Origin of the sequence: Pseudoalteromonas sp. NC201 (assembly GCF_002850255.1) — a bacterium.
Lineage (GTDB): Bacteria > Pseudomonadota > Gammaproteobacteria > Enterobacterales > Alteromonadaceae > Pseudoalteromonas.
In genome coordinates, this window is record NZ_CP022523.1 from 188772 (window position 1) to 214218 (window position 25447).

Below are 25447 nucleotides of genomic sequence, written 5' to 3' on the forward strand. Positions count from 1 at the left end.
ATCAATGTTAATCAAATACCGCGACGGTTTGGCGACTTAGGGCGAGCAGCTTGCCATTTTGTGACCAAATTTTTGCATCTTCAATACCATAACCATTTTGGCTATGGTGAGTCACGGCTTCAAAGCCAAGCCAAGACTCTGAGTCGAGTGAAATATCACACAAAAATTCTATGTACCAAGACATACTGCTAGCGGGGCTTGGTGCTTTACACATCTGGAGTAACGTTGGCGGCCATGAGTCAGCAAGTGCCAGTGTATGTAGTTCGTTTACCGATGTAGTTTGTGCTTTAAATCGCATCCAACCACCCAGATTTGAAGATGGTGCGCCGGAAAATGGCAAAGCACCTTGCTGAGCATTGAGCGCGACATGTTGGAAAAATGCAGGCATCACACCTTCTTGATATGGAAGAACAGCCTTTGGATTGACATCTGAAAGAGTAGGGCTATCCGCATTTGCAACTTGGATAGCAGATTCTCTATCCTTGCCAAAGCACCCGATAGCAATAAGACAAACTTCGCCTGACTGGATCAGTTGAGTTTGCATTTGGGTTGCATTTTTGCCGCTACGCAAAATGGTTGTTGCAACGGTAAATGGTGCGCCTTCTAGCAGTGGTCCGACAAAATTTACGCTCACAGAGAGCAGTCGACGAGGCTCTGTCAGTTGATGCTTCATGCTTTGCACCGCGATTGCCGCAGACAATCCGCCAAACGCAGTGCGGCCTTGACACCAACTTGCAGGAAACGTCATTTGTGTTTGCGCTTGCTGTAAATGCTCCGACTGAATAATTTCATCAAATGTCATGTTGTCATTTCTCATTATTTATTATGTTGCATTTAGCATAACTGGTCTAACCAGGTAATCAAGCGTCAAATACATCGTATTTTATTCTTCACTTGTTTCAAAATAAGCAATTAAGGGTGATTTTTTGACCGAAACGTTCGAAAAGCAAAAAAATTTCAAATTTTTTCATTTTTTTTTAGTTGTGACGCTTGAATTACAAATCGGTGACCTTATTTATCAAATCAACTAACTGAACAACGAATTTTGAAGTCGGAGATGATTCATGGGTAAAATTATTGGAATCGATTTAGGTACTACTAACTCTTGCGTAGCGGTACTTGATGGTGACAAGCCGCGCGTTATTGAAAATGCTGAGGGCGACCGCACAACTCCTTCTGTTATTGCATTTACAGATGATGGTGAAACACTAGTAGGTCAGCCAGCAAAACGCCAGGCCGTGACTAACCCTAAAAACACACTTTATGCTATCAAGCGTCTAATTGGTCGTCGTTTTGAAGATGAAGAAGTACAGCGTGACCTTAGCATCATGCCTTTCAACATCGTAAAAGCGGACAACGGCGACGCTTGGGTTGAAGTACGTGGGGAGAAAAGAGCTGCACCTCAGATCTCAGCTGAAGTTCTTAAGAAAATGAAGAAAACAGCTGAAGACTTCCTTGGTGAGCCAGTAACTGAAGCAGTTATTACAGTTCCTGCATATTTCAACGATTCACAGCGTCAAGCAACAAAAGATGCTGGTCGTATCGCAGGTCTTGAAGTTAAGCGCATTATCAATGAGCCGACAGCAGCAGCACTTGCCTACGGCATGGATAAGAAGCAAGGCGACAACGTTGTTGCAGTATACGACTTAGGTGGTGGTACATTCGATATCTCAATCATCGAGATTGATGAAGTTGAAGGCGAGCACACCTTTGAAGTACTAGCAACTAACGGTGACACTCACCTAGGTGGTGAAGACTTTGATAACCGCGTTATCAACTACCTAGTTGCAGAATTTAAGAAAGACCAAGGCATCGACCTAAAAACCGACCCGCTAGCGATGCAGCGTGTAAAGGAAGCGGCTGAGAAAGCGAAGATCGAGTTGTCTTCAGCACAGCAAACTGAGGTAAATCTACCTTACGTTACTGCTGATGCAACAGGTCCTAAGCACATGAACGTTAAGCTAACTCGTGCAAAACTTGAGTCACTAGTTGAAGACTTAGTTGCGCAATCAATCGAGCCACTAAAACGTGCACTTGCTGATGCAGACCTTTCTGTAAACGACGTAAATGACATCATCCTAGTTGGTGGTCAAACACGTATGCCACTGGTACAGAAAACAGTAGCTGAATTCTTTGGCAAAGAGCCACGTAAAGACGTTAACCCTGATGAAGCGGTAGCAGTTGGTGCGGCGGTTCAAGGTGGTGTACTTGCGGGTGACGTGAAAGACGTACTACTACTTGACGTTTGTCCTCTGTCTCTAGGTATTGAGACTATGGGTCAGGTAATGACTGCGTTAATTGAGAAAAACACGACTATTCCAACCAAAAAGTCGCAAACTTTCTCGACAGCAGAAGACAATCAGTCTGCAGTAACAATTCACGTACTACAGGGTGAGCGTAAGCGTTCAAGCGATAACAAGTCTCTAGGTCAATTCAACCTAGAAGGTATTCGCCCAGCGCAGCGCGGTGTGCCACAAATCGAAGTTACTTTTGATGTGGATGCTGATGGTATCTTACATGTGTCTGCGAAAGACAAGGACACAGGTAAAGAGCAGAAGATCACAATCCAAGCTTCTTCAGGTCTAAGCGACGATGAAGTTGAAAAAATGGTACGTGATGCAGAAGCAAACGCAGAAGAAGATAAAAAGTTTGAAGAACTAGTTGGCGCTCGTAACCAAGCTGATGCACTTGTTCATGCTACACGCAAGCAAGTTGAAGAAGCGGGTGACGACCTTCCAGCTGATGACAAGACAGCAATTGAAGCTGCACTTGGCGAGCTAGAAGCAGCAATCAAGAGTGATAGCAAAGACGAAATTGATGCTAAGACACAAGCACTAGCAGAGAAATCGCAAAAGCTTATGGAAATCGCTCAAGCAAAAGCGCAAGCTCAACAAGCTGGCGGTGACGCAGGTGCCCAACAAGGTTCAGCGAAAAAAGACGACGACGTAGTTGACGCTGAATTTGAAGAAGTTAAAGACGACAAGTAATTGTAGTTCTTGAAGGAGGGCGCGCTGGCTGTATGGCTTGTCGCGCCCTACGTGTTTATAAATTAGACTGTTGTCTGGCATTAATTTGCAAGCGACAGAGCTCGGCAGAGTTTGCAACGATGTAAGTTGCCAAGAAAGAGTAGTGTGATAAAAATGTCTAAACCTGACTATTATGAAGTATTAGGTGTTGCGAGAGACGCCAGTGAACGTGACATTAAAAAGGCGTATAAACGCCTTGCAATGAAATATCACCCTGATCGTACTGCTGGTAACGCTGAACTCGAAGCGAAATTCAAAGAAGTAAAAGAAGCTTACGAGGTATTGACTGATAGTCAAAAACGCCAGATGTATGATCAATACGGCCATGCAGCTTTCGAACAAGGTGGTGGTGCTGGTCATGGTGGATTTGGCGGCGCTGGCGACTTCGGCGATATTTTTGGGGACGTATTTGGTGATATTTTTGGTGGTGGCGGTGGTCGTCGTCAATCAAGACAACAGCGTGGTGCAGATTTAAGATATAACTTAGAGTTAAGTCTTGAAGAGGCAGTACGTGGGAAGGAAGTGGATATCCAAGTACCAACTTGGGTGAGTTGTAAACCATGTGACGGCAGTGGTGCAAAAGCAGGTTCTAAGCCTAAAACTTGTACAACCTGTCATGGTGCAGGTCAAGTACAAATGCGCCAAGGCTTCTTTGCAGTACAGCAAACTTGTCCAACTTGCCAGGGCACAGGTCAGATCATTTCAGACCCATGTAACAGCTGTCACGGACAAGGCCGTGTAGAGAAAACGAAGACACTTAACGTTAAGATCCCAGCAGGGGTTGATACGGGTGATAGAGTACGTTTGTCTGGCGAAGGTGAAGCGGGTGCGCATGGTGCTCCAGCTGGCGACCTGTACGTACAAGTGAGTGTAAAAGAGCATCCAATCTTCGTACGTGACGGCAACAATTTGTACTGTGAAGTGCCAATTAGCTTCACAACGGCAGCACTCGGTGGTGAGATTGAAGTGCCGACCCTAGATGGCCGCGCAAAACTGAAGATTCCATCGGAAAGTCAAACTGGCAAAATGTTCCGTATGCGTGGTAAAGGCGTGAAATCTGTGCGTAGCGGTGCAGTAGGCGACTTAATTTGTAAAGTTGTCCTTGAGACGCCAGTAAACTTAAACGAGCGCCAAAAAGAGCTTCTGCAAGAGTTTGAAGAGTCTATGGGTGAAAACAACGGTAAGAACCGTCCTAAGGCACAAGGTTTTTTTGACGGCGTTAAGAAGTTCTTTGATGACTTAACTAAGTAACTTAAGCTTATTGAAAATGCCCGCTGCGATAGCGGGCATTTTTGTTTTGACGGATGATGGGTCTCATCGTAAGGCGATAGCATAAGCGTTTGTTTCTTGGTATAACAGAAATCAACATCTGCTTAAAAGGAGTTTGTAATGACACCGGCAATTAACCTACTTAAAAAGGCGAAAGTGGCGTTCCAAGTGCTGCAATTTGAGCACGACCCTAACGATCACGACTTTGCTAATGAAGCAGCGAAAAAGCTCAACCTAGACCGAGAAAAAGTATTTAAAACCCTGCTGATTGACGTTGATGGTAAATTGTATGTAGCCGTTTCTCCCGCCACGCAACAAGTGGATTTAAAAGCCTTTGCTAAAGCGTGTATGGGGAAAAAAGCACAGCTTGCAGATCAACAAAACGCGCAAAAGGTAACTGGTTATTTAATTGGCGGTATAAGCCCGTTTGCGCAGAAAAAGCAGCTGCCCACGTTACTTCACGAGAGTGCTTTAGCATTTGAGCAAATTTATGTTAGTGCGGGCAAGCGGGGAGTTGAAGTCGTTGTTTCACCTGCTACGGTAGAGCAGCTATGCAAAGCAAAAATCGCACTGTTTTAATGGCAGTGCTGGTTTTAAAAACCATCTTTATTATAGATAAAATGTCAGTCTAGAACTGCTAAGGGTGTCAAAGTCCCTCTTTTACTCCTATTTCCCCCCTAAGAACAGTAATTTACTTTTTTCGACTTACAGCTGTAAGCCATTAATTTAGCAGTCATTTATATTAATCACTCGATAACTCAGTAAAAAAGCCGTTAAAAAATTAAGTAGAGTAATTGATCTAAACGAATTTTTATGCCGTAATGTAGATATATCTATCTGGTCGGATGAGTTAATTATGAGCCTAAGAACGAATTTAAGAAAGATCCTCCCAAGCATTTCAATTACAGAACAAGAAGCATTAGATGCAGGTGATGTTTGGTTAGAAGGGTCAATTTATCAAGGTAAGCCTGACTTTTCAGCGCTGCGTGCTGTACCTGAAGCTAAGTTAAGCGCAGAAGAGCAAGCCTTTTTAGAAGGTCCAGTTAAAGAATTAATGGGTATGATCGATGACTCGGAAATTCAAAATGGCAAACACTTGCCAGAGCATGTGCTTGAATTTTTGAAAAAAGAGAGATTTTTCTCTTTGATCATTCCAAAAGAATACGGCGGTCTAGAGTTTAGCCCTTACGCAAACTCAACGATAGTGGGTACAATTGCGACTAAATCCTCTGCGGTAGCGGTAACGGTGATGGTTCCTAATTCACTAGGTCCGGGTGAGTTATTGCTTCATTACGGCACTAAAGAGCAGCAAGCGCACTACCTTCCTCGCTTAGCAAACGGTCGTGATATTCCATGTTTCGCGCTAACAAGCCCTGAAGCTGGTTCCGATGCCGGTGGCATTCCGGACCAAGGTATTGTTAAAAACGGCATGTATAACGGTGAAGAAGTACTTGGTCTTGAAGTAACATGGGACAAACGCTATATCACACTTGCGCCGATTGCGACGGTACTCGGTTTAGCCTTTAAAGTATTGGATCCTGAGGGATTACTAGGCGGTAAAAAAGAACTAGGGATCACCTGTGCGTTAATTCCACATGACCATCCAGGTGTACAACTTGGTAACCGTCATGACCCGATGGGAATACGCTTCTATAACGGTACGACACGTGGTGAAAAAGTCTTTATCCCAATGGACTTTATCATCGGTGGCCAGAAGAATATCGGTCGCGGTTGGCAGATGTTGGTAAGTTGCTTAGGTGCAGGGCGTGGTATTTCTTTACCGGCGCTAGGTGTTTCAACTAGCCAAGTCGCACTGAAATCGGCATCTGAATATGCGGCGGTACGTGAGCAATTTGGTCTCTCGATCGGTCAATTTGAAGGTATTCAAGAAAAGCTTGCAGATATTGCAGGCAAAGCATACATGCAAGAGGCGATGCGGGTATTAACAACAGAAGGTTTAGGTATGGGTCTTAAGCCATCTGTAGTAACAGCAATTGCAAAATACCACATGACTGAAACTGGTCGTGACGTATTGGACTCTGCAATGGATATTCTTGCAGGTAAGGCTATTCAAAATGGTCCTCAGAATACCCTTGCAAGCGGTTATGTTGCCCAGCCAATAGCGATTACCGTAGAAGGTGCAAACATCCTAACGCGTAACTTGATGATCTTTGGTCAAGGTGTAATGCGCTGTCACCCATATTTGCAGTCGATGGTTGAATCTATTCACAGCGAAGAGAAAGACGCCGACAGTAAATTCCGTGGTATTTTGACAAAAACAGTCAGCTATAGTGTTGCCAACAGCTTACGTGCTTTCAAATATGGTCTTATGCCATTCACGGCTGATGCAAAATCACCATTACCTGAAGTGCGTGCGTATGAAAAAGCCGCGCATAGATTAGCAGCTAAGCTTGCGGTATACGCAGACTTTTCATTGCTCGTACTAGGTGGAAAGCTGAAACAAGCAGAAATGCTGTCAGCACGCCTTGGTGATGTAATGAGTCACTTGTATGCAGCAATGGCTTCAATCAAATACTATGAGCAAAAAGTAGCGGTAGCAGAGCGTGAGCAAGCAGCACCTTATTTCCATTATGCGACAAGGCATGCACTTATCAGTGCAGAAGAAGCGCTACATAAATTCTTAGATAACTTCCCGGCAAGTGGTACTCGTAAATTTATGCGTGTGATCACGATGCAGTTTAGTGGTAAACAAATGCCCAAAATTAATGATGATATGATCAGAGAATTGGCCGCCGCGGCGCAAATGGATACGCCAATCAAAGCGCAGCTTACTCATCTTGTGAAGCCTACCGCAGGTGATGGTCATGATATCAATGAGCAAGCATATAAAGCTAAGATGGGTTGCCTTGACCTGCTTGCCAAAGTTAAAAAGGCAGTTCGCAAGCGCGAGATCCAACCAGGTGTTCGTTTCGAGCAAACATTAGATAATGCGCTCGTTGGTAACCTTATCAACGAAGAAGAGTATGCAAAACTGGTTGATTACAATCGCAAGCGTGAAAAAGCAATCCGAGTGGATGAGTTTGACTTCGATTTAAACTTGTTAGATGAACAAAGTGCGAAAGAAACAGTCAAGCAAGCCGTGAATGAGTAAGTTAAACAAATAACTTTTTTGTAAAAGTAAAAGCCCTTAACCAATTGGTTAAGGGCTTTTTCATGTTGGGTAAAGATAATAACACCAGCTATAATTATCAAGCACTGTAAAACGGTTTGCTTATTATACCAATTTTTTGTTAATACTTGCTCAATTTGAAGGAGCATATCTGACGTTAACAGCGTTAAAATTTTTTATTTAGAACAACTAAATAGCAAAATTTTTGCCTTGTCTATATGGATGTAGATACCTTGGCGGTAACAGGATGCGGTAGCGGAGTTATCGACAAGATTATCTCGTCTCAAAATAGATCACTTAATTAAGCAAATTGGTATTCGTAATAGTAAGTAAGGGGTTGTACTGTGTTTAAGTAACCTGAGTTATACAATAAAGAAGTTTGGCTATTTATTGAACGGCTCTCAGGTTAAATAACAAAAGGGTGTAACACAGTGAAAATAAGTATTCCGAACGATGTAATTTCTGCGCCTATGTCAACACAGCAAGAGCAACAATTATGGAGCGGTTGTGGTGATATGTTATTTATCAATCATGATGCTGGGAAGCTTGCAATTAAGCGCACTAAAGTGCCTAGTGACATTGCACATCGGCGAATTGAACAATCTTCAGTAGCGCTTGCGCGTAAAGCTAAGTCTTATCAAGTAGAACGTCACTTTTACAAGCATCATGCATGCGAGTTACTCTCACCCTGTAATACGCCGAGTTATTTAGGTGAAGGGGTAAGTGAAGGGATGGACTACATCGTCTTTAGAGACTTCTCAACTCAAGGTTTTTCGCAAACCGCTAATCCATCCGAGTCACAAATATTAGCAGTGATAGGGTGGTTAGCTAAATTCCATGCTCACTTTTTACAAAGTCCTGCAGAGCATGTGTGGGAGCAAGGAAATTATTGGCACCTAGATACACGACCGGATGAGCTTGAGCGAATGCAACACAGTAGCATCAAACAAGCGGCACCTCGATTACGAGATCGTATCAAAAATAGCCATTGGCATACTTGGATCCATGGCGACGCTAAGCTTGATAACTTTGCCTTTAATGGCGATCAAGCACTGGGATTCGATTTTCAGTATGTTGGAAAGGGTATTGGTGTATCAGACTTAATGCTGTTTATTACGTCGGTATTAGACGAAAAAGAACAGCTCCTGCATGCCGATGAGTATCTCAAATTGTATTTAGATATGTTGAGAATAGAATTATTAGGCAAAGCAGCCTCTATTGATATCGCTCAGATCCTTTCTGAGTGGGAGTCGTTGTGGCCTGTGGTGTGGGCTGACTTTTATCGCTTTCTGTTGGGTTGGAAACCGGACCATGTAAAAATCAATGATTACATGAAATTTCAAACGGAAATAGCATTACAACAGGGATAATAAATGGCCATAGCCTTATTCAGTGCGTTAAATTGGGCTGTATTTGATTTTTTACGAAAAAGGCTAGCAAGTCATTATTCAGCCGCACAAATGTCGGTGATATTTAGTCTGCTAGTCTTACCTGCATACGTAGGCTATTGGTTGGTTTTTGACAAACAGCTCCCAAGTTCTGCTTATCTAGCGCCTGCGATAGCTAGCGGAATGTTGGCTGCAATTGGTAGCGTAAACTTTATTCAGGCGCTTGCGCTTGGGCGAATGGCGGTTATCCTGCCTCTGTTATCTATCACTCCAGCACTTGCAGGTGTGTTTGCTTGGTTGCTACTTGGAGAACCTTTAACCACGCTGCAGTCAATGCTAATCGCTGCGATTGTTCTCGCTTCATTTTTATTGCAAGGAGGCAGATTCTCTTTTCAAGAGCCAGGTGCAAAACAAGTTGCAATCACCTCTTTTTGCTGGGGGCTTTGCATCGTGTTCGATAAACAGGCTTTGCAATACAGCTCGCTCTCTTTTCATGCTGGGTTTCTAACCTTTATGGTATTTTTTGTTAATCTAATCTTGTTACGACCACAGTTTAAAAATCAAAATTTCCGCGCACATTGGTTGCTCTGGACTATTTCTGCAGTGGTATTCGCTGTCGCTGTTATCTTCCAAATGCAGGCGCTAACCGAAATTCAGCCGGGGCTTGTTGAAGGATTGAAAAGAGCCATTGGCATAATCAGCGCGAGTATGCTTGGGATGTGGTTTTTTAAAGAGACAATTTCAACAAAAGAATGGCTTATGATCTCTGTTATTCTGTGTTGTAGTGCAATGTTAGCATTAAACAGTGGCGCTTAAGCGCCACTTAAAATGACTAATTGGTATTACTTACATTGCGCGACTTTAGTCCAAACGTTTGAATAGATCTCTGGGCTTGCGCCTTGTGACCAGTACGTAGCACGGTATTCAAAGCCTTTGAATGAAACCCGGTCGCCCGTATTGTAGAACTTAGTTGCATTCCATTCTTGGATACCATTGCAGCCAGCTGGTGCATCACTAACGGTAACTGCTAGAGTCTTAGAAGCAGTTTTGTTATTTGAAGCTGTCACAGTGAGTGTCACTTGGTATGTACCAGCACTTGCGTAGGTGTGTGATGGGTTAGTTTGTGAGCTTGTTGCACCGTCACCAAATTCCCACTGATAACTACCTGCTGTTGATTGGTTGTTAAATGTCGCAGTGAGGCCGGACACGCTGAAGTTAAAGTTTGCATTGACTGCACCTGAAGTATCACAACCATTATTTGTTAGATAATCAACCGCCGCTTTTGCTTGCACAATACCATAGCCGTAAGAAGTATCACGACCTGCTTGGCCTTTGTCTTTTGCTGTTGTATTCAACACTTGGCGAATTTGCTGAGCTGTACATTGCGGGAAGTGGCTCCACACTAGTGCTGCGACACCAGAGACATGCGGTGTTGCCATTGAAGTCCCACTAATACTGCGATACGCGCCATTATTCCAGGTTGAGTTTACACCAACACCCGGGCCTGCAATTTCTACTTGGCTGTTGTATTGAGAGAAAGAGGCTTTTGACTCAGAACTGTCTACTGCTGCCACGGATACAACTGCATTATACGATGCTGGGTAGCTCAACGAGCTATTACCCGCGTTGCCTGCGGCTGCGATATGTAGCATGCCACGCTGATAACTCTGCTCAAATGCGCTTCGTTCTGCCGTAGAGCTGCCGCTGCCACCTAAACTCATGCTGGTTACATTGGCGCCAGCCTGCTCACACTGCTCAATTGCTTTAATGAGATCGGAACCGTATGCCCAGCGGCCTTGGTCATTAAACACTTTAACAATATGAAGACCTAGTTGCCCTGATGGATTCACCCCGACCACACCTGTGCCATTACCACCTAAAGCGGCGATTGTGCCGGCAACGTGTGTTCCGTGGCCGTTACCATCGTTACTCCACACACCTGTATCGTAGTTACCGTAGCCATCATTACCTGTAATGCCTGTGCTAGGTAAATCTTGGTGACCTAGCGTATAACCTGTATCCATAATACAGACTTTACGGTTGCCGCTGTAGCCGTCAGATACTTGGTTAGCCTGCACCATATTAATGCCATAAGGTGTGGTTTCAGCGAGTAAATCAATTGCCGAAGTTTTTACACTTGGCAAATAGCGTTTAGGGTCAACTTCTACGTGTGCAATATTACCGCTTGCTTGTAGTTGTTGCATTTGCGTAGAAGAAACTTCGGCGACATATGCATTAATGCTTGGCAATGTGTTGACTGCAGCAGTACCCAAGGTGGAGTAGGCAGCTTCAGACAAAGCCTGCGCTTTAAACTGCGCCGTTTCCGCTTGATTTAAGCGCACTGGCAGAACATTTGGTGTTGCGCTGTCTTTTAACGTGACAATAACGCGCTGTGTATCTGCGTGAGCAACTGAAAGGCTTGCACAAACGCAAGCGCTAAGGGTCGAAAGCTTAAGAAGTTTTACTACTGTATTACTGTTTTTCATATTTCACCTGTTTTACATGTTGTTTACGTTTGTTACTAAAACAGGTGTTGACATCGCTGTCAATGCGTAAAGATTAGACAGGTGTAAATTGCATTATCTTTCTGGGTTTTGTTTATTGCATTAATTAATCGTTCTTAAATTCTCAATTCTTCACATTATTATTGTGGTTATTTTTATTAAGTGAGTGAGTTAGTTCTGTAATGGTAAATTGCGCTGGATCGTTAATGTAACGTAAAAAGTCCAGGTGTTCAGGAAAGTTTCCATGTATGGCATGATACAAAGGTAAGTGAGCGTCATCCAGCGATTCGAAAATAGACAAGGTCACGCTGTCTATTGGTGTAAAGTCTCTATGATATTGTGCTAGTCGAGCTAAAGTATAGGCCCCAAGCAACACATGCCCTCCGATCGAAACATCTAACTTTGGCGCAATACCTTCATCCCAATTAATCCCACCTATGACGATCTTACGGCTTAACTCTTTAGCAGCGAGTAACGCGCCATAAGCAATAGGATCATTAGCAGCCCAAACGGTTGTGATTGCGGGATCTCGCTGTAACCACGCTTTAGTGAGACGATAAGCTTCATTCTGAGACCATTGACAATTTGCCTCTGCGATTAATTCTAGCTTTGTATGGTGCTCAAGATAAGCGCGCATGCCTTTTTGTCTGTCTAATGCCGCAGTCGTCGCCACGTCTCCTAGCAAAGCTAATACATGTTGCGATGGATTGGAGGACCTAAGTGCTTTTCGCGCAAGTTGATGCATTAATTTAAAACCGGCTTGGAAATTGTCTGGCTCAATGGTGCCAATAATTTGGTGTCCTGACTTTAACAGAGCTACTTCCTCTGTTTTAGTCGGTCCGTTGAGCAAGAAAATAATCTTGATTTTGGTGGCTTTGGTATTTAACAAATAGGGAACGACACTCGACTTTTCGTTAACCAGCACAAGGTAATCAGCATCACTTTTCAAGGCTTGCTCTACGAGCGATTTCATCAAAATATGGTTGCGCTGCGCATAACTGATTTTGAGGGAAATATTCATGTTATTAGCTGCCGCAGTCATCACGTTGCTGACGTTATACCAAAAGTCTCCAGTAGGGTTTTTTGTTGCAAAACCGGGGTTTACAAATTGAACGTTGAATCGTTGTGCAGATAGCACGGCCATCGGCGATAAAAATAAAAAGATGAACAACAATTTTCGGATCATAAGTCTCTACATTTTTGATATTCAAAAAGTGTGCTGCTAAATACGCTACAAGTATAGTTTACGCTAGAATCGTTGCGCTATCTGCCTGTTTTTTGAATGCTATTCAGGATCAGCATATTTTTCATAGCATTGAATTTAGCTCATGCGTTAATTGCTTTATACTAGCGCGCAAAGAGTAAGGGGACTTTGATGAGAAAAATCGTATTTATATTCGTGTTGTTGTTTTCGATGTCAGGGGTTGCGCATGAGTCAAGCGAATTGAATAGAACCATGAAGGAAATGGGCCATATTTATAAGCAGGCTATGAAAGCGCAATCTGCTCAAGAAATGCAGGCGCACTTAACCGAGCTGACTACACTCGTTAATGAAAGTAAGCAATTTCAGTTTAAGCAAGAGGTGTCTGCCGAGTCAGTTGAGGGCTTGAATAAAGTACTCGAAACCATTACTAAGGCGAGCCATGAAATTGACTCGGGAAGAGTCGAGAAAGCCCGTGAAATGCTATTAAAAATTGATGAGCTGAGAAAGCAATACCACAAACTACACGAGCCACCGGGCTTTTGGGAGTTACTATTTGGTAGTTAAGCTGAGATTCGAATAGTTAACTTATCCTATCGCTGTGGTTATTCCTTGTTCTATCACAGCGGCTTTGCTTATCGGTCTTGGCTTTAGTTGAATATGGCAAAAAGACTAGCGAGTCGTGGCTTGACCTTTCAAGCTCGTTAGTCTTCCATAAGATTCAAAAGCGATGAAATAGCGTTATCCTTTTCTGCACTTATTAAAAATTACGTGAAAATCTACTCAAAATAAGTTGCATTATAAATTGGAACGATCCAGTATGTTTGTTTTTAATCTGGGAAATTTCAATGAAAACCTCCTCAATAGCTAGTCTAATTTTACTTTCATTTTGTGGCTCCTCATTAGCGAATGCCAATGTGCTCTACGATATCACCGAACGCGATGCATTCTCTGTAACGAGTGACGTAAAGGAGCAAATCCAAGGTGAGGGGATAGAGCAACTAGTTGATAGGTCGCTAAAAAGCAAATTCTTATCTAAGCAATCCAGCGTTGAGATTGTATTTGATTTGAAAGACGTAAAAGCGCTTAGACAGTATCGTCTCACTTCAGCCCAAGATGCCCCGGCGCGAGATCCAAAGCATTGGACTGTAGCCGTATCTAAAGATGGTAAGGTGTGGCAAGAGGCTGATAAACGCAACGATATCGTATTTTCAAGACGGGGTGAAACGCTCGCTTTCGACCTGTCTAAAACAACGGATGCGAGGTACGTGCGCTTTACTGTAGCACAAGAAGGTAAAACGCAATGGGGCGACCGCTTTTTGCAAATCGCTGATCTGGCGCTCTATGCGCAAACAAACTTACCACTGGCAAACTTTACTGCAGATAAAAAGGTTGCCAAGCTTAATGAGCCAATTTCTCTGCAGTCGATATCTGAAAACTCACCAACAGCACTAAATTGGAAGGTTGAGGGTAAAGCGATGCTGCCAACCACAAAAAGTGTTGAAGTAGTTTATGACAAGCCTGGTAACTACGATGTTACTCTAGCCACTAAAAATGCGCATGGTTCGGACCTAAAAACCCGTGCGAACTATTTAAAAATATACGATCCAATTCAACCATGGAAAGGCTTTGAGCCGCCAAAGGTCAAAGTAGTTATTGAAGATACTGAGTCGGCGGGGTCGAAACGCCTGCAAGCGCTATTTCCTGATATAGCCACTACGGTGGATGACGTAACTCGCCAACTGGCCCCAAGGTTGTACAAACACTTTGCAGAGTTACCAGAGTTTGAGCAAGTCACATTTAGGCTGAAGTGGATGGACACAATAGCGTATCGTTCTGGAGACGAAACAAATATGGAAATCGTGTTTAGTTCAAAGTACATCACCGAAAAACTCGCTGCGCAGCCAGATGAGCAAGTGGAATACGAACTCCTTGGTGTGCTCTGGCACGAACTTACACATGGATATCAGCTATTTCCAAAAGAGAGAAGTTATTCTGAGCCCGATGTACATGCATTTATTGAAGGAATGGCGGATCTCATTCGCATTCAAGCGGGATACCATAAAACCCGTTCACCTAAGCCGTCGGATTCTTGGATTGGTGGATACACAAATACAGGGTTTTTTCTTGCGTGGCTCGCTGAGTCTTATCCAGATTTTACCTATCGTTTTAATCAAACTGCGGTAGAAATAGAAGATTGGTCATTTGAAGATGCAATAAAATCAGTTACTGGAGAGCCTCTTGATAAGCTCTGGTCTCGCTATCAAAGTGTGCTAACTGCCAAGAAATTGCAGTGAACTAGCAAGAACTAGATGATTACAACTTGTCATCACTATGCTGTAAATGTACATAATTTGTTGACAGATTTGTTTTATTGCTCATAATTGGAACGTTCCCTTTTTTGATTTCTGCCTGAAGCTTTGTTGGTTTTGCTAAGGGAGAAATGAAATTTTAATAAAAATTGGAACGTTCCTTTAAATTGTGGGGGTCTTATGACAACAATAATATATAAACATAGCCTGATCGCCGCTGCTGTCCTAGCAGCGGTAGCAACTAACTCAGTAACAGCCGCAACAGAAGAACAAGCAGAAGAAATAGAACGCGTTGAGGTGACAGGATCTCGTATCAAGCGTATCGCCATTGAAGGTGTTACCAATGTCCAAAGTCTCTCTTCCGCTGATATGGTCAGAAGTGGCTTTAACACAGTGTATGATGCACTGAGTAGTATTTCAGCCGCCAGTGGTGCCGTTCTCGGTGAAGTAGAAACTGGCTCCTATACACCTGGTGCCAAAGAGTTAAACCTGTTAGGTGTTGGACCTGAATACACACTAATTCTCGTTAATGGTAAGCGCTTGGCTTATTACCCAATGCCGTACGGTGGCCAAACCAATTTTGTTAATCTCGATATGTTGCCAACGGCGATGGTTGAGCGCATCGATATTCAATCCGGCGGAGGCTCTGCAATCTACGGTTCAGATGCGATGGCTGGGGTAGTCAATATTATCACCAAAAAAGGTATGGACGAGCATGTCGTTGAAGCATTCTATGGCCAGGATACTTATGGTACGGGTGATAAAAAAGGCTTGTCGTTTGTTGGTGGTTTTGAGCAAGACGACTTTACGTTTGACTACTCACTAGAATACAAGACGGAAGAGGCGCTAACTGGTGCCGACAGACCTTTTCATGACAGTGTTTGGGATAATCCAGATCCAACAAACAAGCGAGAGCTCAATCGTTCAATTACCGTATGGGCTGAGAATACCGAGTTCAAAAATCAATATTCAGCGCAGTACTGTAATACAGATAATAATCCACACCCGACTGCGGTTCAGCACTTTATTAGCCGCAATGATTACGGCCTAAGCTGTGGGTGGGATGAAACTGGCAACAATTTATTACGTAACCAAGTTGAAACCATGAGTTTGTATATCAACTCGGTGTACAGTATCAACGACGAACACAGTTTTTTTGTTAACGGATTTTATATCGATCAAGAAAAGAAAGGGGCACGAAACCCATTCTTCTTTGCTCATGCAGAGTCAATTCACGGATCTATGTTTTGGGATCCTGATATAAAAAATAAAGCTGGTGGGTACGGCGCTCCAGTTAAGTATATGTGGCGGATAGTGAATGATTCAGAATATACAAATGATGGCTTAGGTCGGGTATACGATGATAAATCTTATTCATTTAGTTTTGGTCTTGAAGGGGAGATAGCGGATTACTATTACTCCGTTGGCTTCAGCCGTTCACAATACGACTTCTCTGATAGGTACTTGCATCACACGGTTGAAGGAAATAACTGGCTAAAAGGCCCTAAGTTGGGAGAGGTTGATGGCATGCCAATCTACCGTCCAAATTACCAAGCTTTTTTTGCACCTCTGACCCAAGACAATATGTATAACATGGCTGATTGGGCAACCTACGATGGCTTATCGTTCAATGAAACCCTAACCGCAGATCTGTCCGGGGATTTATTTGAATTGCCAGCAGGATTTGTGTCTTTTGCCGCATATATTGAGCTGATGAAAGAAGGGACGAGAGCGACGCCCGATAGCAGAATACTAAATAAAGAATTTGTCGGTCTGACTGGCGTTATCACCGATGGTGAGCGTAACCGTTATGCTGCGGCGACAGAATTTATGATCCCTATTACTGAACAGATCTCTAGTGAAATTGCGCTGCGTTATGACCACTATGATGATATTTCTGATGTTGGTGGAGCATTCACTTATCAAGTTGGTTTTAAATACTCTCCCACTGACGCGCTGATGCTAAGAAGTGCATATGGAACAACGTTCCGTGGTCCCAGCATGAGCTCGGTATATCAAGGGTTTGCCGGTAACTTTGGACGAGGCTCGGACAGAGTGATTGCAGATGCTTGCCTACGTTTTCAAACCACAGGGGATCCCGCTCAATATAATGCTGATGCATTAACTATCAGCTGTGCAGACTTAGACACAACAAATAGCAATGAGCCAAAGCTAGATGCTGACTTTGAGACAATCTCAGCAGGGGATCCAACTTTAAAAGAAGAATCTGGTCATTCATTAACCTTTGGTCTGGTGTATGAGTATTCCCCTGAGCTGTCATTCAATGTTGATGTTTATGACATTGTCTTAAAAGACAAAATTACTCGACTTGGGTCTGGCGAAATTCTTGATAATGTCTGGAAGTGTGAAAACGGCCTAATTGATTCATCTTCTGCTAAATGCGCCAATATGCAAGACAGAGTACAGCGTTTTGATCAAGATGGTCTGGCAACCGACTGGTTAGGGAACACGAAAAAAGGGTTACCGTACACCGCAGCAATTATCAGAGAAGGTTATATAAACGCCGCGGAAAGGCAGCATGGCGGCGTCAACTTTGGTGTGAAGGGCACGTTTGAGTCAGAGCTTGGTGAGTTTATTTATAAGCTTGATTACAGCCATGTTTTAAAGAAAAAAGAAAAGCTTCGTCCCGAAGATCCGCTTGAGGATGTGCTAGACAGTCAAGATAACTATAACTTCAAAGATATGGCATCGTTTAACCTGACTTGGCAGTTGGAAAAGACCGCAATTTCATGGCAGGTAAATTATAAAGGAAAAAATTGGAACGGTGCTGATTTTGGTCAAAGAGAAAAGTTACCTGCATGGATAAAGCATAACCTAACCATTGGCCATTACATCAATGACAATACGCGAGTGATGTTTACGGTTCAAAACTTATTAAATGCGATGCCGCCTCAAGATGACTCGTTTAGAGGTTACCCATTTTATAAAGCGGGTAATTATGACACGAACGGGCGTGAGTTCTTACTAAAAGTTAACTACCAATTTTAATAATAAAGGGTAACGAAATGAGAAAATTAATGCTATCAGCGGTGGCAATGGCCGTCGCTGCGACACTTATAGGCTGTAATGATGGTTCTGAATTTGTTGAACGTGATAAGCCTGAACAAACTCAATCATCTGGGCAGCCAGACTCTGGCGCACTGCGTAATATCACCTCAGATACTGGAGTAGAAATTGAGGCTATTTTAGCGGATGGTGTACAAGCCTCACCTGCAGGTGAAAGTGTCGACAAACTTATCGACGCTAACACGAGTACAAAATTCCTCGCTTTTGCGCCAAACGTCACTGTAGTGTTTAAAGCCGCGACAGAGATAGAACTTAGGGAATATAGCTTTACATCAGCAAACGACGAAGCGAACCGAGATCCAAAACAGTGGGTCGTATATGGCTCAAATGATAAAACAGAGTGGGTTGAGCTGGACTCAAGAGCGGGAGAAGTATTCTCTGCTCGAGGACTGACTCGCAATTTTGAATTGGCCGAAAGCGGCGAAAAGTATCGCTACTTCAAATTTGATTTAGTACATGGTGGTACGGATAGCTATGGTGCTGATATTACGCAGCTAGCGGAACTCGAGATCAAAACGGTATCGGATATTCCTATCGTCGCATTTAATGCGACAAACATGACTCCAGAAGTCTCTGAGTATATTGTTTTTGGAGATGAGTCGTTGGTTAACCCGACTCACTGGCAGTGGACATTTGAAGATGGTATTCCTGCAACAAGTACAGAGCAAAATCCATTGGTTAAGTTTGAAGCATTAGGGCCAAAAACCATTACACTGGTTGCGAGTAACGACAAAGGGGAAGCGACATTAGTTCAGCAAGACTTTATCCGTGTGTGGGATCCAGCCTCGCCATGGGCAGGGTTTCCAGAGCCTGTAATTGAAGTGAAAAAAGAACTACCAGAGCACCCAGGACAGCTGGCGCTTGAACGTGCGGTCCCAGACCTAAATACCCTTATTCATGAGATCTCTTTGAAGATTGCCAAGCGCTTGTTCAATAATGTAACCGAAATCAACGTTTTTGAGCACGTTACTTTTATTACCGGAGACTTTGATGCGCCGGCTTCAAAGGCCGGTGAAGGCAAATTTATGGAGCTTAGGTTTGATGTTAAGCACATCGCCAACCTAGAGGGTCTTGGAGATGAGGCTATCCGTAACGAAGTTATTGGCGTGCTGTGGCATGAGCTGACTCATGGCTACAATAATGTTCCGGCTGAAGGTGAATATCGTCCGGGCACGGATTATCATACCTACTTAGAAGCGCTGGCTAACTTTATTCGAATTGATGCTGGTTACTTAGAGCATAGACGCGGTGGAGTTCGCTGGATGGAACACTACAATGTTGATGCTTACGATCAAACAGCATTCTTCTTTGAGTGGGTAGAAAACAGTCACCGTAACACCGATTTTATCCGTAAGTTTAATGCGGCAGCAAAAACGCTTGATGCGTGGAGTTTAGACACCGCTTTTAAGTCTATATTTGGTGAACAACGGGGGATTGATGCAGTATTTGAAGAGTATCAAGTCTACCTTGCAAGCGTCGGTAAGTTACCACCAGTACCACTTGGCTATCAGAACTTTGCACCCACTAGCACTCAGGTAACAACAAACGGAACTGCACTTGTGCCTTTTAATGAGGGGGCAGACAAGCTTAATGATAGAAATATTACCTCTAAATTTAATGTGGTGTTGGAAGCCCCTGCTTGGCTTGCACAATATGCGCCTGACTTGTTGCCGATAAAACAGGTTGATAAAGCCCAAGTGAACTATGTGTTTGACAGCGCCAAAACAGCAAAATACTACTCATTAGCGACAGCGGGAGACAACCCTCATCGCTTTCCTAATGCATGGCAGCTACAGGGCTCAAATGACGGTACGAATTGGATTACGCTAGATACTCAACAGTTCAACGAACTACCTAATACGATGGAATACTATAGCTTTGCTATCGAGAGTCCAAATGCGTATACCCAGTATCGTTTGGAACTTGAGCATACCCGTGAAGGCGGTGGAATTGGCGGCGCTAGCGGAAGGCTAATTCAACTAGGCGAATTCTCATTGTGGGAAGCAAAAGACTAGCCTTTTAGTTTAAAGGTGGGCAATGCCCACCTTTAAAACGTACTTATTTTGACCTTTAACGTTTCTTCTTCTTTTTACCTTGAACCGCTTTAAATCGCGGATTAGATTTACAAATTACGTAAACCCGACCGCGTCTTTTTACGACTTGGCACCCCGGTCTATTTTTAGCGCTTTTGAGTGAGCTCAGTACTTTCATCTGGTTTATCCTTTTTTAGTCGCAAGGTTTTTAAAGCGACGGTTAAATTGTGCAACTCGACCATCACTTGCCACCAACTTCTGTTTACCAGTGTAGAAAGGGTGAGACGCACTAGAGACGTCAATTGGGAAGTAAGGGTAAGTCTTACCATCTAGTTCAACGGTTCTGTCTGATTTAATGGTTGAACCAACAATAAAGTACTTATCAACCGATGTATCATGGAAGGCAACAAGTTGATAATCAGGGTGGATATTGGGTTTCACGACAACGACTCCTAAATAATGTGTTGTTATATTGTATCAATATAAATCAAATAAAAACTATTCTCAACAACTAATTTGTCGTTGCCGCTATTTAGTGCGATACGCCTAATTCGTCGACGCATGCGGAACTAAACTGAATGCATCTTGAGCAGTTGATTAAAAGGGGCTTACTTTCCTTAAAATTGCCTGATATAACTAGTTCTAGATAGTTTCTCAAGTAGTCATATTGGTGTTGACACCTAACCGGAATAGTAGCGAATAGACTTTTTTTGGAATATAGCTATCGATGTAAGCCTGTTGGTTTGATAGATATGAGATAAAAGAGTGAGATCCAATTGAGGCTGGCTTAACGGTTGATAACCTTCACTAAATGAGAGAGGTCTAGCAAATAATTAAAACCTAGTACGTTCGCGAAAGTACTTTGTTCGCTAACGCAATACAGATATAGAGCATTTATTATGGATAAACATGCTGAGTTAGATAACTCAATTTTGGCTAAGCTTCACAGCAGCGATGACAGCGCGTTACAGCAAGAATTAGACACACTCTCTTGCACACATAGTGACATAGTGACACTACTGGCACAGTATCAAACGCTCAGTGAGCAAGATGATGAACTGTTCGATGCTTGGTACGACAGCTTATGTAAAGATCAGTTAAAGGTCTTAAAAGCATTTGAGATAATTCGTGCGCACATAGAACAGCAAATATAAATACGCATAGATTGTCTGGCGAAACGGTTGTGCGCCAGACTGCAGATTATTTGATTGATAAGTCGTACTTACTAATCAATTGGTCAATGTATCGAGTGCGTAGCGATTCTGTTTGCTCAGCTTGAGTATTGGCTGCCAATGCTTTGTTTAGTAGCTTCATGGCGCTGTGTACTTGAATACGTTGCTCTGGGGCAATGCTGCTGGCGGTTCTTGCTTCTGTAATGTCGTCGATAATCGCGCGGCCTAGGTCAATATAAAGTGCTTCCTCTACGAGACCATTTTGGCTGATCACCCCATACTTGCCACATAAAAACTGTTGCCAAACTTGCTGTACATGCTCTGTAAGGTCATCACTAAAGCTTGGATCTTCGGTGTAAAAGCCTTTTTCAATACATTTCGTAAGTGCTTCACAGTAACGCTGTTGAAATAACTCAAATGCACTACTTGATTGATCTACTTTATGTTTAAGTAAAAGTTGCCCCCAATTGAGTAGGCCTCGGGCATAAAAATCAGTATATTCTTCACATTCGTACAGGCCAAAGTACGAACTACACTTAATTTGATTTTGAATACTATAACTCGGATTTGGGAATAGGCTCATTTGTTGCCATTCTAAGAGCTGTTCTTCAGGTATCTTTAAGCTGCTGCTCAGCTCCAAAGTGGTATAAAAGTGCGTATTTAGAAAATGTGTCAGTCCCATAAAATTAAACTGGATAAATATACAGTGCTTTTGATTTTGCTGGATCTTTACGCAAATAACAAGCACTAAAGTTAAATTTCGTTAGATTTAACCGATTTACTCAGGTTTATGGGTCGGATCTCAGTCAGATTTATGGTAAAAATGGCTGTCAACTGGAAGAGTAATAGAAAGACCATGCATCAGATCCAATCAATAAAAAAAGCAAGCTTAATTACCGCTATTAAAACCCCTTACACAATGGCGGGTGAAATTGACTTAGATACTTACGACAAGCTAGTCGAAGCGCAAATCGCCGGCGGTGTCGATGGTATTGTTGTCGGTGGCACCACAGGTGAAGGCCAACTGATGAATTGGGAAGAGCACTTAATGCTCATTGCCCATTCTGCGAATAAATTTGGCGATAAACTGCTGATTGTTGGTAACACTGGCAGCAATAACACCAGAGAAGCAAAAAAAGCGACTGAATATGGATTTGCATCAGGTATGCACTGTGCACTACAAATAAATCCGTATTATGGCAAAACCTCAATTACGGGTGTGAAGGCTCACCTGAAAGAAGTCTTGGAAATCGGTCCTGGCTTTATTTACAACGTGCCTGGCAGAACGGGACAAGACATTACGCCTGATATCATTGAGCCGCTGGCCAGCCACAAGCATTTTGTTGGTATGAAAGAATGTGCGGGTGATGAGCGTATCGCACACTATGAAGCGAAAGGCATTGCGTGTTGGTCAGGTAACGATGATCAAGCCCACGATAGCCGTCATAACAGCCAATCTCATGGCGTTATTTCTGTTGCTTCAAACATCATTCCGGGCTTATTCAGGCAATTGATGGACACGCCTAACCAAGCGCTTAACCAGTCTTTGCAACCGTTAATGAACTGGCTCTTTTGCGAACCAAATCCAATTGCTATCAATTCAGCTTTGATTATGACTGGCGCAGTCAAACCGGTATTTAGATTGCCTTATGTGCCACTGTCGCCAGCACAGCAAAAAGAGGGGATTGAACTCCTTTCTCAGTTAAAAGAAAGTGACTTTGTTGGCTCGACACCAAAATTAATTGACGAAACCTTGCTTAAGTTTTGTTAAAAGTCGGTTTGTCATTTATAATCTGCGACCGTTTTTGACTCGGTCGTAGGTTATTATGGCAACGTTTTCTTCATTTAGTTTCGCACAGCCTCTTTTAGATGCGCTGCAAGACATCAATTTTCATACATTAACGCCAATTCAACAGGCGGCTATCCCAGCTGTCCGTCAAGGTAGTGATGTGCTCGCAACAGCGCAAACTGGAACAGGGAAAACCGCAGCTTTTGCATTACCTATCATCCAAAAATTGCTTGAGGCTGAAGCACAGTCGACGCCAAGAGCGTTGATTTTGGCGCCAACGCGTGAGCTTGCCGAGCAAATTGCCAACAACTGTGCGACATTTGCTAAGTACACAGACTTAAAAGTGCAGGCACTGTTTGGCGGAGTTAACGCCAATGGCCAGGCTGAGCGCTTAAAGCAGGGCGTGGATATTTTAGTGGCAACCCCTGGACGCTTGTTAGATCATATCCGCCTAGGTAATGTCACGTTAAGTAACGTTAAACACTTAGTGTTAGATGAAGCTGACCGCATGTTAGATATGGGCTTTATCACCGACATGCAAAAAATCATTGAGCTGGTGGATAAGCAAAAGCAGCTATTGTTGTTTTCTGCAACTTTCCCGTCGGCAATGAAGCAGTTCGCGAAACAAGTGTTGGAACACCCTAAGTTAATCCAAGCGGCGCCGGAAAATAGTACAGCCGACACGGTTCGCCACGTTGTTTACCCAGTTAAAGAAGAACGTAAGCGCGAGTTACTATCTGAGCTGATCGGGACCAAAAATTGGCAACAAGTGCTAGTGTTCGTCAATATGAAAGAAACCGCGGACAAGCTGGTTGAAGAGCTAAAGCTTGATGGTATAGATGCAAATGTATGTCATGGCGATAAAACTCAAGGCGCTCGTCGTCGCGCTTTAAGAGAGTTCACCGAAGGCAAAGTACGCGTTATGGTTGCAACCGAAGTCGCAGCTCGCGGATTGGATATCGTTGGCCTGCCACGCGTGGTTAACTACGATGTGCCTTATCTTGCCGAAGATTATGTTCACCGCATCGGAAGAACTGGTCGTGCAGGTCAGTTTGGTTATGCGATCACCTTTGTAAGCCGCGAAGAAGAATCTGATCTTATTCATATTGAGCAGTTAATCGAGCAGCAAATTTCACGCTATTATCTGCCGGGCTACGAAGTAGCAAACCGTGAAAGACTGGTTGAGACTATCCAGAAGAAACCAGCGCATCAACGTCGTAAGGCGCGGGTGAATAAGCCTTCGAATCAAGCAAGTGCAGAAGCGAGATTAAAAAACCGCTCTCGTATTGCAAATGTACGTAAGCAGCAAAAGAAGAAGTAAAATTGTTTTTTTGCTTTATTTACAACGCCAGCTAGCACGCTGGCGTTGTTGTTTTTAGCCGATGTGGCGTACAATAGCGAAAAATAATTATAAAAATACGGCTTGTGCTTCAGTCATTTCACATTGTTCCAGTTAATGTAATCCAACTCGTCTCTCTTGGGGCTTATCTCCTCGCAATTTTAATTTTTGCCAATCAACCACGCGGAAGAATGCTCGTCATCTATTTGTTATGTCAATGTGTGCTGATGACAACCAATTTTGCTGAAGAAGCGTTAGGGGCTAGAAGCTATTTACTTATCACGCCTGTATTTACCCTAGCTACTGGGCCTTTAGTCTATTTTCTGTTTAAAAATCTACTGCATGCTAATCGGAATAAGCAAGAGCGAAGATTAGTACATTTCTTACCTGTTTTGCTGGTGCTTCCATTTACTGAATACACCCAGCTTGTGATTGCGTTTGGCACTGTCAGTCAGTTGATTTATTTTGCTTTTACGGTGCAACTTGTTGGCTTTTACCAGCAAGCATCCGCGGAGATCAGAGCGGACGTCAACACGTGCGATTTACAATGGATAAGAACAACGGTTGTCTTGTTTGTGATCTTTGCTCTGGTGGATTTGGTTAGACTCAATATGCAAACATACAACGACACCAGCACTAAAGCACTCTGGTATTTTATTGACTTAGTTTGGTTACTTGCAATTAATCTTTACCTAGTTGTCAAAGTACACAATCAACCACACCTCGAAGATTCTATAACGCAAGCCCAAGAAATAACGTTCAATGAGGTGGACAAACAGTCAGAAGATCCAACCGAGATATTCAATGCAATTCATAACACGATTATGCAGCACTATTTATATCGACAGCCACGCCTGACTATTCACGACGTTGCTGAGGTTATTGGACTTGGGGTAAAGGATATCTCTTGGGCCATCAATACTTGTGGTGGTTACAACTTTAATGAGTATATCAATAGCCTGCGGGTCGATGAGGTAAAACAGCAACTACAGTGCGAAAAGCAAACAACGCCCAACTTGTTAGCGCTCGCAATGAATGCTGGGTTTAACTCAAAATCCTCGTTTAACAGTGTTTTTAAAAAGCAAACGGGTTACACTCCAAGTCAATTTTCAAAATTAATATAAGTATATTAAACAATTGCTTATACTTAATTCTGAGTGTTTTTTAAAAGTCCTAGAAGTACAAAATCCTGATATT

Annotated in this window: 20 protein-coding genes; 14 read left to right on the top strand and 6 right to left on the bottom strand. The window is 43.1% G+C overall.

Annotated elements, in window-relative coordinates; genetic code table 11:
• Positions 1 to 7: 7 nt before the first annotated feature.
• The gene (locus PNC201_RS18810; protein WP_010605352.1) at positions 8 to 802 is read right to left on the bottom strand and encodes an acyl-CoA thioesterase; all 795 of its coding nucleotides are present in this window, start codon (positions 800 to 802) and stop codon (positions 8 to 10) included.
• Between the two features lie 262 nt (positions 803 to 1064).
• Between PNC201_RS18810 and dnaK the strand changes: the two genes are divergently transcribed.
• The 6 genes from dnaK to PNC201_RS18840 all read left to right on the top strand — a co-directional run bounded on the left by dnaK (position 1065) and on the right by PNC201_RS18840 (position 9629).
• Entirely contained in the window at positions 1065 to 2987 is a 1923-nt protein-coding gene (dnaK, locus tag PNC201_RS18815) for a molecular chaperone DnaK (protein WP_102058005.1), read from the top strand.
• 153 nt (positions 2988 to 3140) lie between these two features.
• Positions 3141 to 4277 (top strand): molecular chaperone DnaJ, encoded by a 1137-nt coding sequence (gene dnaJ / locus PNC201_RS18820; protein WP_102058006.1) that lies wholly within the window; start codon positions 3141 to 3143, stop codon positions 4275 to 4277.
• Positions 4278 to 4415: 138 nt separating this feature from the next.
• Entirely contained in the window at positions 4416 to 4874 is a 459-nt protein-coding gene (ybaK, locus tag PNC201_RS18825; protein ID WP_102058007.1) for a Cys-tRNA(Pro) deacylase, read from the top strand.
• A gap of 277 nt (positions 4875 to 5151) precedes the next feature.
• Positions 5152 to 7407 carry an acyl-CoA dehydrogenase gene (locus PNC201_RS18830; RefSeq protein ID WP_102058008.1) on the top strand — a complete coding sequence of 752 codons (2256 nt, stop codon included), beginning with the start codon at positions 5152 to 5154 and terminating at the stop codon, positions 7405 to 7407.
• A 449-nt stretch (positions 7408 to 7856) separates the two neighbouring features.
• Positions 7857 to 8795 (top strand): phosphotransferase, encoded by a 939-nt coding sequence (locus tag PNC201_RS18835; protein WP_102058009.1) that lies wholly within the window; start codon positions 7857 to 7859, stop codon positions 8793 to 8795.
• A gap of 3 nt (positions 8796 to 8798) precedes the next feature.
• Positions 8799 to 9629, top strand: coding sequence for an EamA family transporter (locus PNC201_RS18840; protein ID WP_102058010.1), 831 nt, complete (start codon positions 8799 to 8801; stop codon positions 9627 to 9629).
• Between the two features lie 26 nt (positions 9630 to 9655).
• On the opposite strand, the gene PNC201_RS18845 is transcribed toward PNC201_RS18840, so the two are convergent.
• Positions 9656 to 11299 carry a S8 family serine peptidase gene (locus PNC201_RS18845; protein ID WP_102058011.1) on the bottom strand — a complete coding sequence of 548 codons (1644 nt, stop codon included), beginning with the start codon at positions 11297 to 11299 and terminating at the stop codon, positions 9656 to 9658.
• 142 nt (positions 11300 to 11441) lie between these two features.
• Entirely contained in the window at positions 11442 to 12503 is a 1062-nt protein-coding gene (locus tag PNC201_RS18850; RefSeq protein ID WP_102058012.1) for an ABC transporter substrate-binding protein, read from the bottom strand.
• Positions 12504 to 12692: 189 nt separating this feature from the next.
• On the opposite strand from PNC201_RS18850, the gene PNC201_RS18855 reads away from it, so the two are divergent.
• The 4 genes from PNC201_RS18855 to PNC201_RS18870 all read left to right on the top strand — a co-directional run bounded on the left by PNC201_RS18855 (position 12693) and on the right by PNC201_RS18870 (position 19932).
• Positions 12693 to 13085, top strand: a complete 393-nt coding sequence (locus tag PNC201_RS18855; protein ID WP_102058013.1) for a cytochrome b562 — start codon at positions 12693 to 12695, stop codon at positions 13083 to 13085.
• A gap of 281 nt (positions 13086 to 13366) precedes the next feature.
• On the top strand, positions 13367 to 14815 hold the full coding sequence (locus PNC201_RS18860; protein ID WP_102058014.1) for a basic secretory protein-like protein: 1449 nt from the start codon (positions 13367 to 13369) through the stop codon (positions 14813 to 14815).
• 195 nt (positions 14816 to 15010) lie between these two features.
• On the top strand, positions 15011 to 17839 hold the full coding sequence (locus PNC201_RS18865; protein ID WP_102058015.1) for a TonB-dependent receptor domain-containing protein: 2829 nt from the start codon (positions 15011 to 15013) through the stop codon (positions 17837 to 17839).
• A 17-nt stretch (positions 17840 to 17856) separates the two neighbouring features.
• On the top strand, positions 17857 to 19932 hold the full coding sequence (locus PNC201_RS18870) for a basic secretory protein-like protein (protein ID WP_102058016.1): 2076 nt from the start codon (positions 17857 to 17859) through the stop codon (positions 19930 to 19932).
• A 55-nt stretch (positions 19933 to 19987) separates the two neighbouring features.
• Here the strand turns inward: PNC201_RS18870 and ykgO are convergent, their stop codons facing one another.
• The gene (gene ykgO, locus PNC201_RS18875) at positions 19988 to 20128 is read right to left on the bottom strand and encodes a type B 50S ribosomal protein L36 (RefSeq protein ID WP_010373066.1); all 141 of its coding nucleotides are present in this window, start codon (positions 20126 to 20128) and stop codon (positions 19988 to 19990) included.
• 5 nt (positions 20129 to 20133) lie between these two features.
• Complete coding sequence (locus tag PNC201_RS18880; protein ID WP_010373063.1) at positions 20134 to 20391, bottom strand: type B 50S ribosomal protein L31; 258 nt, start codon at positions 20389 to 20391, stop codon at positions 20134 to 20136.
• 458 nt (positions 20392 to 20849) lie between these two features.
• Here PNC201_RS18880 and PNC201_RS18885 point away from each other — a divergent pair, with 458 nt between their 5' ends.
• Positions 20850 to 21104: a hypothetical protein gene (locus PNC201_RS18885; protein WP_010373062.1), complete on the top strand. Its 255-nt coding sequence runs from the start codon at positions 20850 to 20852 to the stop codon at positions 21102 to 21104.
• Positions 21105 to 21150: 46 nt separating this feature from the next.
• Here the strand turns inward: PNC201_RS18885 and PNC201_RS18890 are convergent, their stop codons facing one another.
• Positions 21151 to 21804: a DUF6058 family natural product biosynthesis protein gene (locus PNC201_RS18890; protein WP_029215798.1), complete on the bottom strand. Its 654-nt coding sequence runs from the start codon at positions 21802 to 21804 to the stop codon at positions 21151 to 21153.
• A 174-nt stretch (positions 21805 to 21978) separates the two neighbouring features.
• Here PNC201_RS18890 and PNC201_RS18895 point away from each other — a divergent pair, with 174 nt between their 5' ends.
• The 3 genes from PNC201_RS18895 to PNC201_RS18905 all read left to right on the top strand — a co-directional run bounded on the left by PNC201_RS18895 (position 21979) and on the right by PNC201_RS18905 (position 25374).
• The gene (locus PNC201_RS18895) at positions 21979 to 22893 is read left to right on the top strand and encodes a dihydrodipicolinate synthase family protein (protein ID WP_102058017.1); all 915 of its coding nucleotides are present in this window, start codon (positions 21979 to 21981) and stop codon (positions 22891 to 22893) included.
• Between the two features lie 55 nt (positions 22894 to 22948).
• On the top strand, positions 22949 to 24232 hold the full coding sequence (locus tag PNC201_RS18900; protein ID WP_102058018.1) for a DEAD/DEAH box helicase: 1284 nt from the start codon (positions 22949 to 22951) through the stop codon (positions 24230 to 24232).
• Positions 24233 to 24477: 245 nt separating this feature from the next.
• Positions 24478 to 25374: a helix-turn-helix domain-containing protein gene (locus tag PNC201_RS18905; RefSeq protein ID WP_102058019.1), complete on the top strand. Its 897-nt coding sequence runs from the start codon at positions 24478 to 24480 to the stop codon at positions 25372 to 25374.
• Positions 25375 to 25447 lie beyond the last annotated feature (73 nt).

Excerpts from the sequence above, each read along its gene's own strand:
- PNC201_RS18810 (WP_010605352.1), bottom strand. The coding sequence starts at position 802 with ATGACATTTGATGAAATTATTCAGTCGGAGCATTTACAGCAAGCGCAA.
- dnaK (WP_102058005.1), top strand. The coding sequence starts at position 1,065 with ATGGGTAAAATTATTGGAATCGATTTAGGTACTACTAACTCTTGCGTA.
- dnaJ (WP_102058006.1), top strand. The coding sequence starts at position 3,141 with ATGTCTAAACCTGACTATTATGAAGTATTAGGTGTTGCGAGAGACGCC.
- ybaK (WP_102058007.1), top strand. The coding sequence starts at position 4,416 with ATGACACCGGCAATTAACCTACTTAAAAAGGCGAAAGTGGCGTTCCAA.
- PNC201_RS18830 (WP_102058008.1), top strand. The coding sequence starts at position 5,152 with ATGAGCCTAAGAACGAATTTAAGAAAGATCCTCCCAAGCATTTCAATT.
- PNC201_RS18840 (WP_102058010.1), top strand. The coding sequence starts at position 8,799 with ATGGCCATAGCCTTATTCAGTGCGTTAAATTGGGCTGTATTTGATTTT.
- PNC201_RS18845 (WP_102058011.1), bottom strand. The coding sequence starts at position 11,299 with ATGAAAAACAGTAATACAGTAGTAAAACTTCTTAAGCTTTCGACCCTT.
- PNC201_RS18850 (WP_102058012.1), bottom strand. The coding sequence starts at position 12,503 with ATGATCCGAAAATTGTTGTTCATCTTTTTATTTTTATCGCCGATGGCC.
- PNC201_RS18855 (WP_102058013.1), top strand. The coding sequence starts at position 12,693 with ATGAGAAAAATCGTATTTATATTCGTGTTGTTGTTTTCGATGTCAGGG.
- PNC201_RS18860 (WP_102058014.1), top strand. The coding sequence starts at position 13,367 with ATGAAAACCTCCTCAATAGCTAGTCTAATTTTACTTTCATTTTGTGGC.
- PNC201_RS18865 (WP_102058015.1), top strand. The coding sequence starts at position 15,011 with ATGACAACAATAATATATAAACATAGCCTGATCGCCGCTGCTGTCCTA.
- PNC201_RS18870 (WP_102058016.1), top strand. The coding sequence starts at position 17,857 with ATGAGAAAATTAATGCTATCAGCGGTGGCAATGGCCGTCGCTGCGACA.
- ykgO (WP_010373066.1), bottom strand. The coding sequence starts at position 20,128 with ATGAAAGTACTGAGCTCACTCAAAAGCGCTAAAAATAGACCGGGGTGC.
- PNC201_RS18885 (WP_010373062.1), top strand. The coding sequence starts at position 20,850 with ATGGATAAACATGCTGAGTTAGATAACTCAATTTTGGCTAAGCTTCAC.
- PNC201_RS18890 (WP_029215798.1), bottom strand. The coding sequence starts at position 21,804 with ATGGGACTGACACATTTTCTAAATACGCACTTTTATACCACTTTGGAG.
- PNC201_RS18895 (WP_102058017.1), top strand. The coding sequence starts at position 21,979 with ATGCATCAGATCCAATCAATAAAAAAAGCAAGCTTAATTACCGCTATT.
- PNC201_RS18900 (WP_102058018.1), top strand. The coding sequence starts at position 22,949 with ATGGCAACGTTTTCTTCATTTAGTTTCGCACAGCCTCTTTTAGATGCG.
- PNC201_RS18905 (WP_102058019.1), top strand. The coding sequence starts at position 24,478 with ATGACAACCAATTTTGCTGAAGAAGCGTTAGGGGCTAGAAGCTATTTA.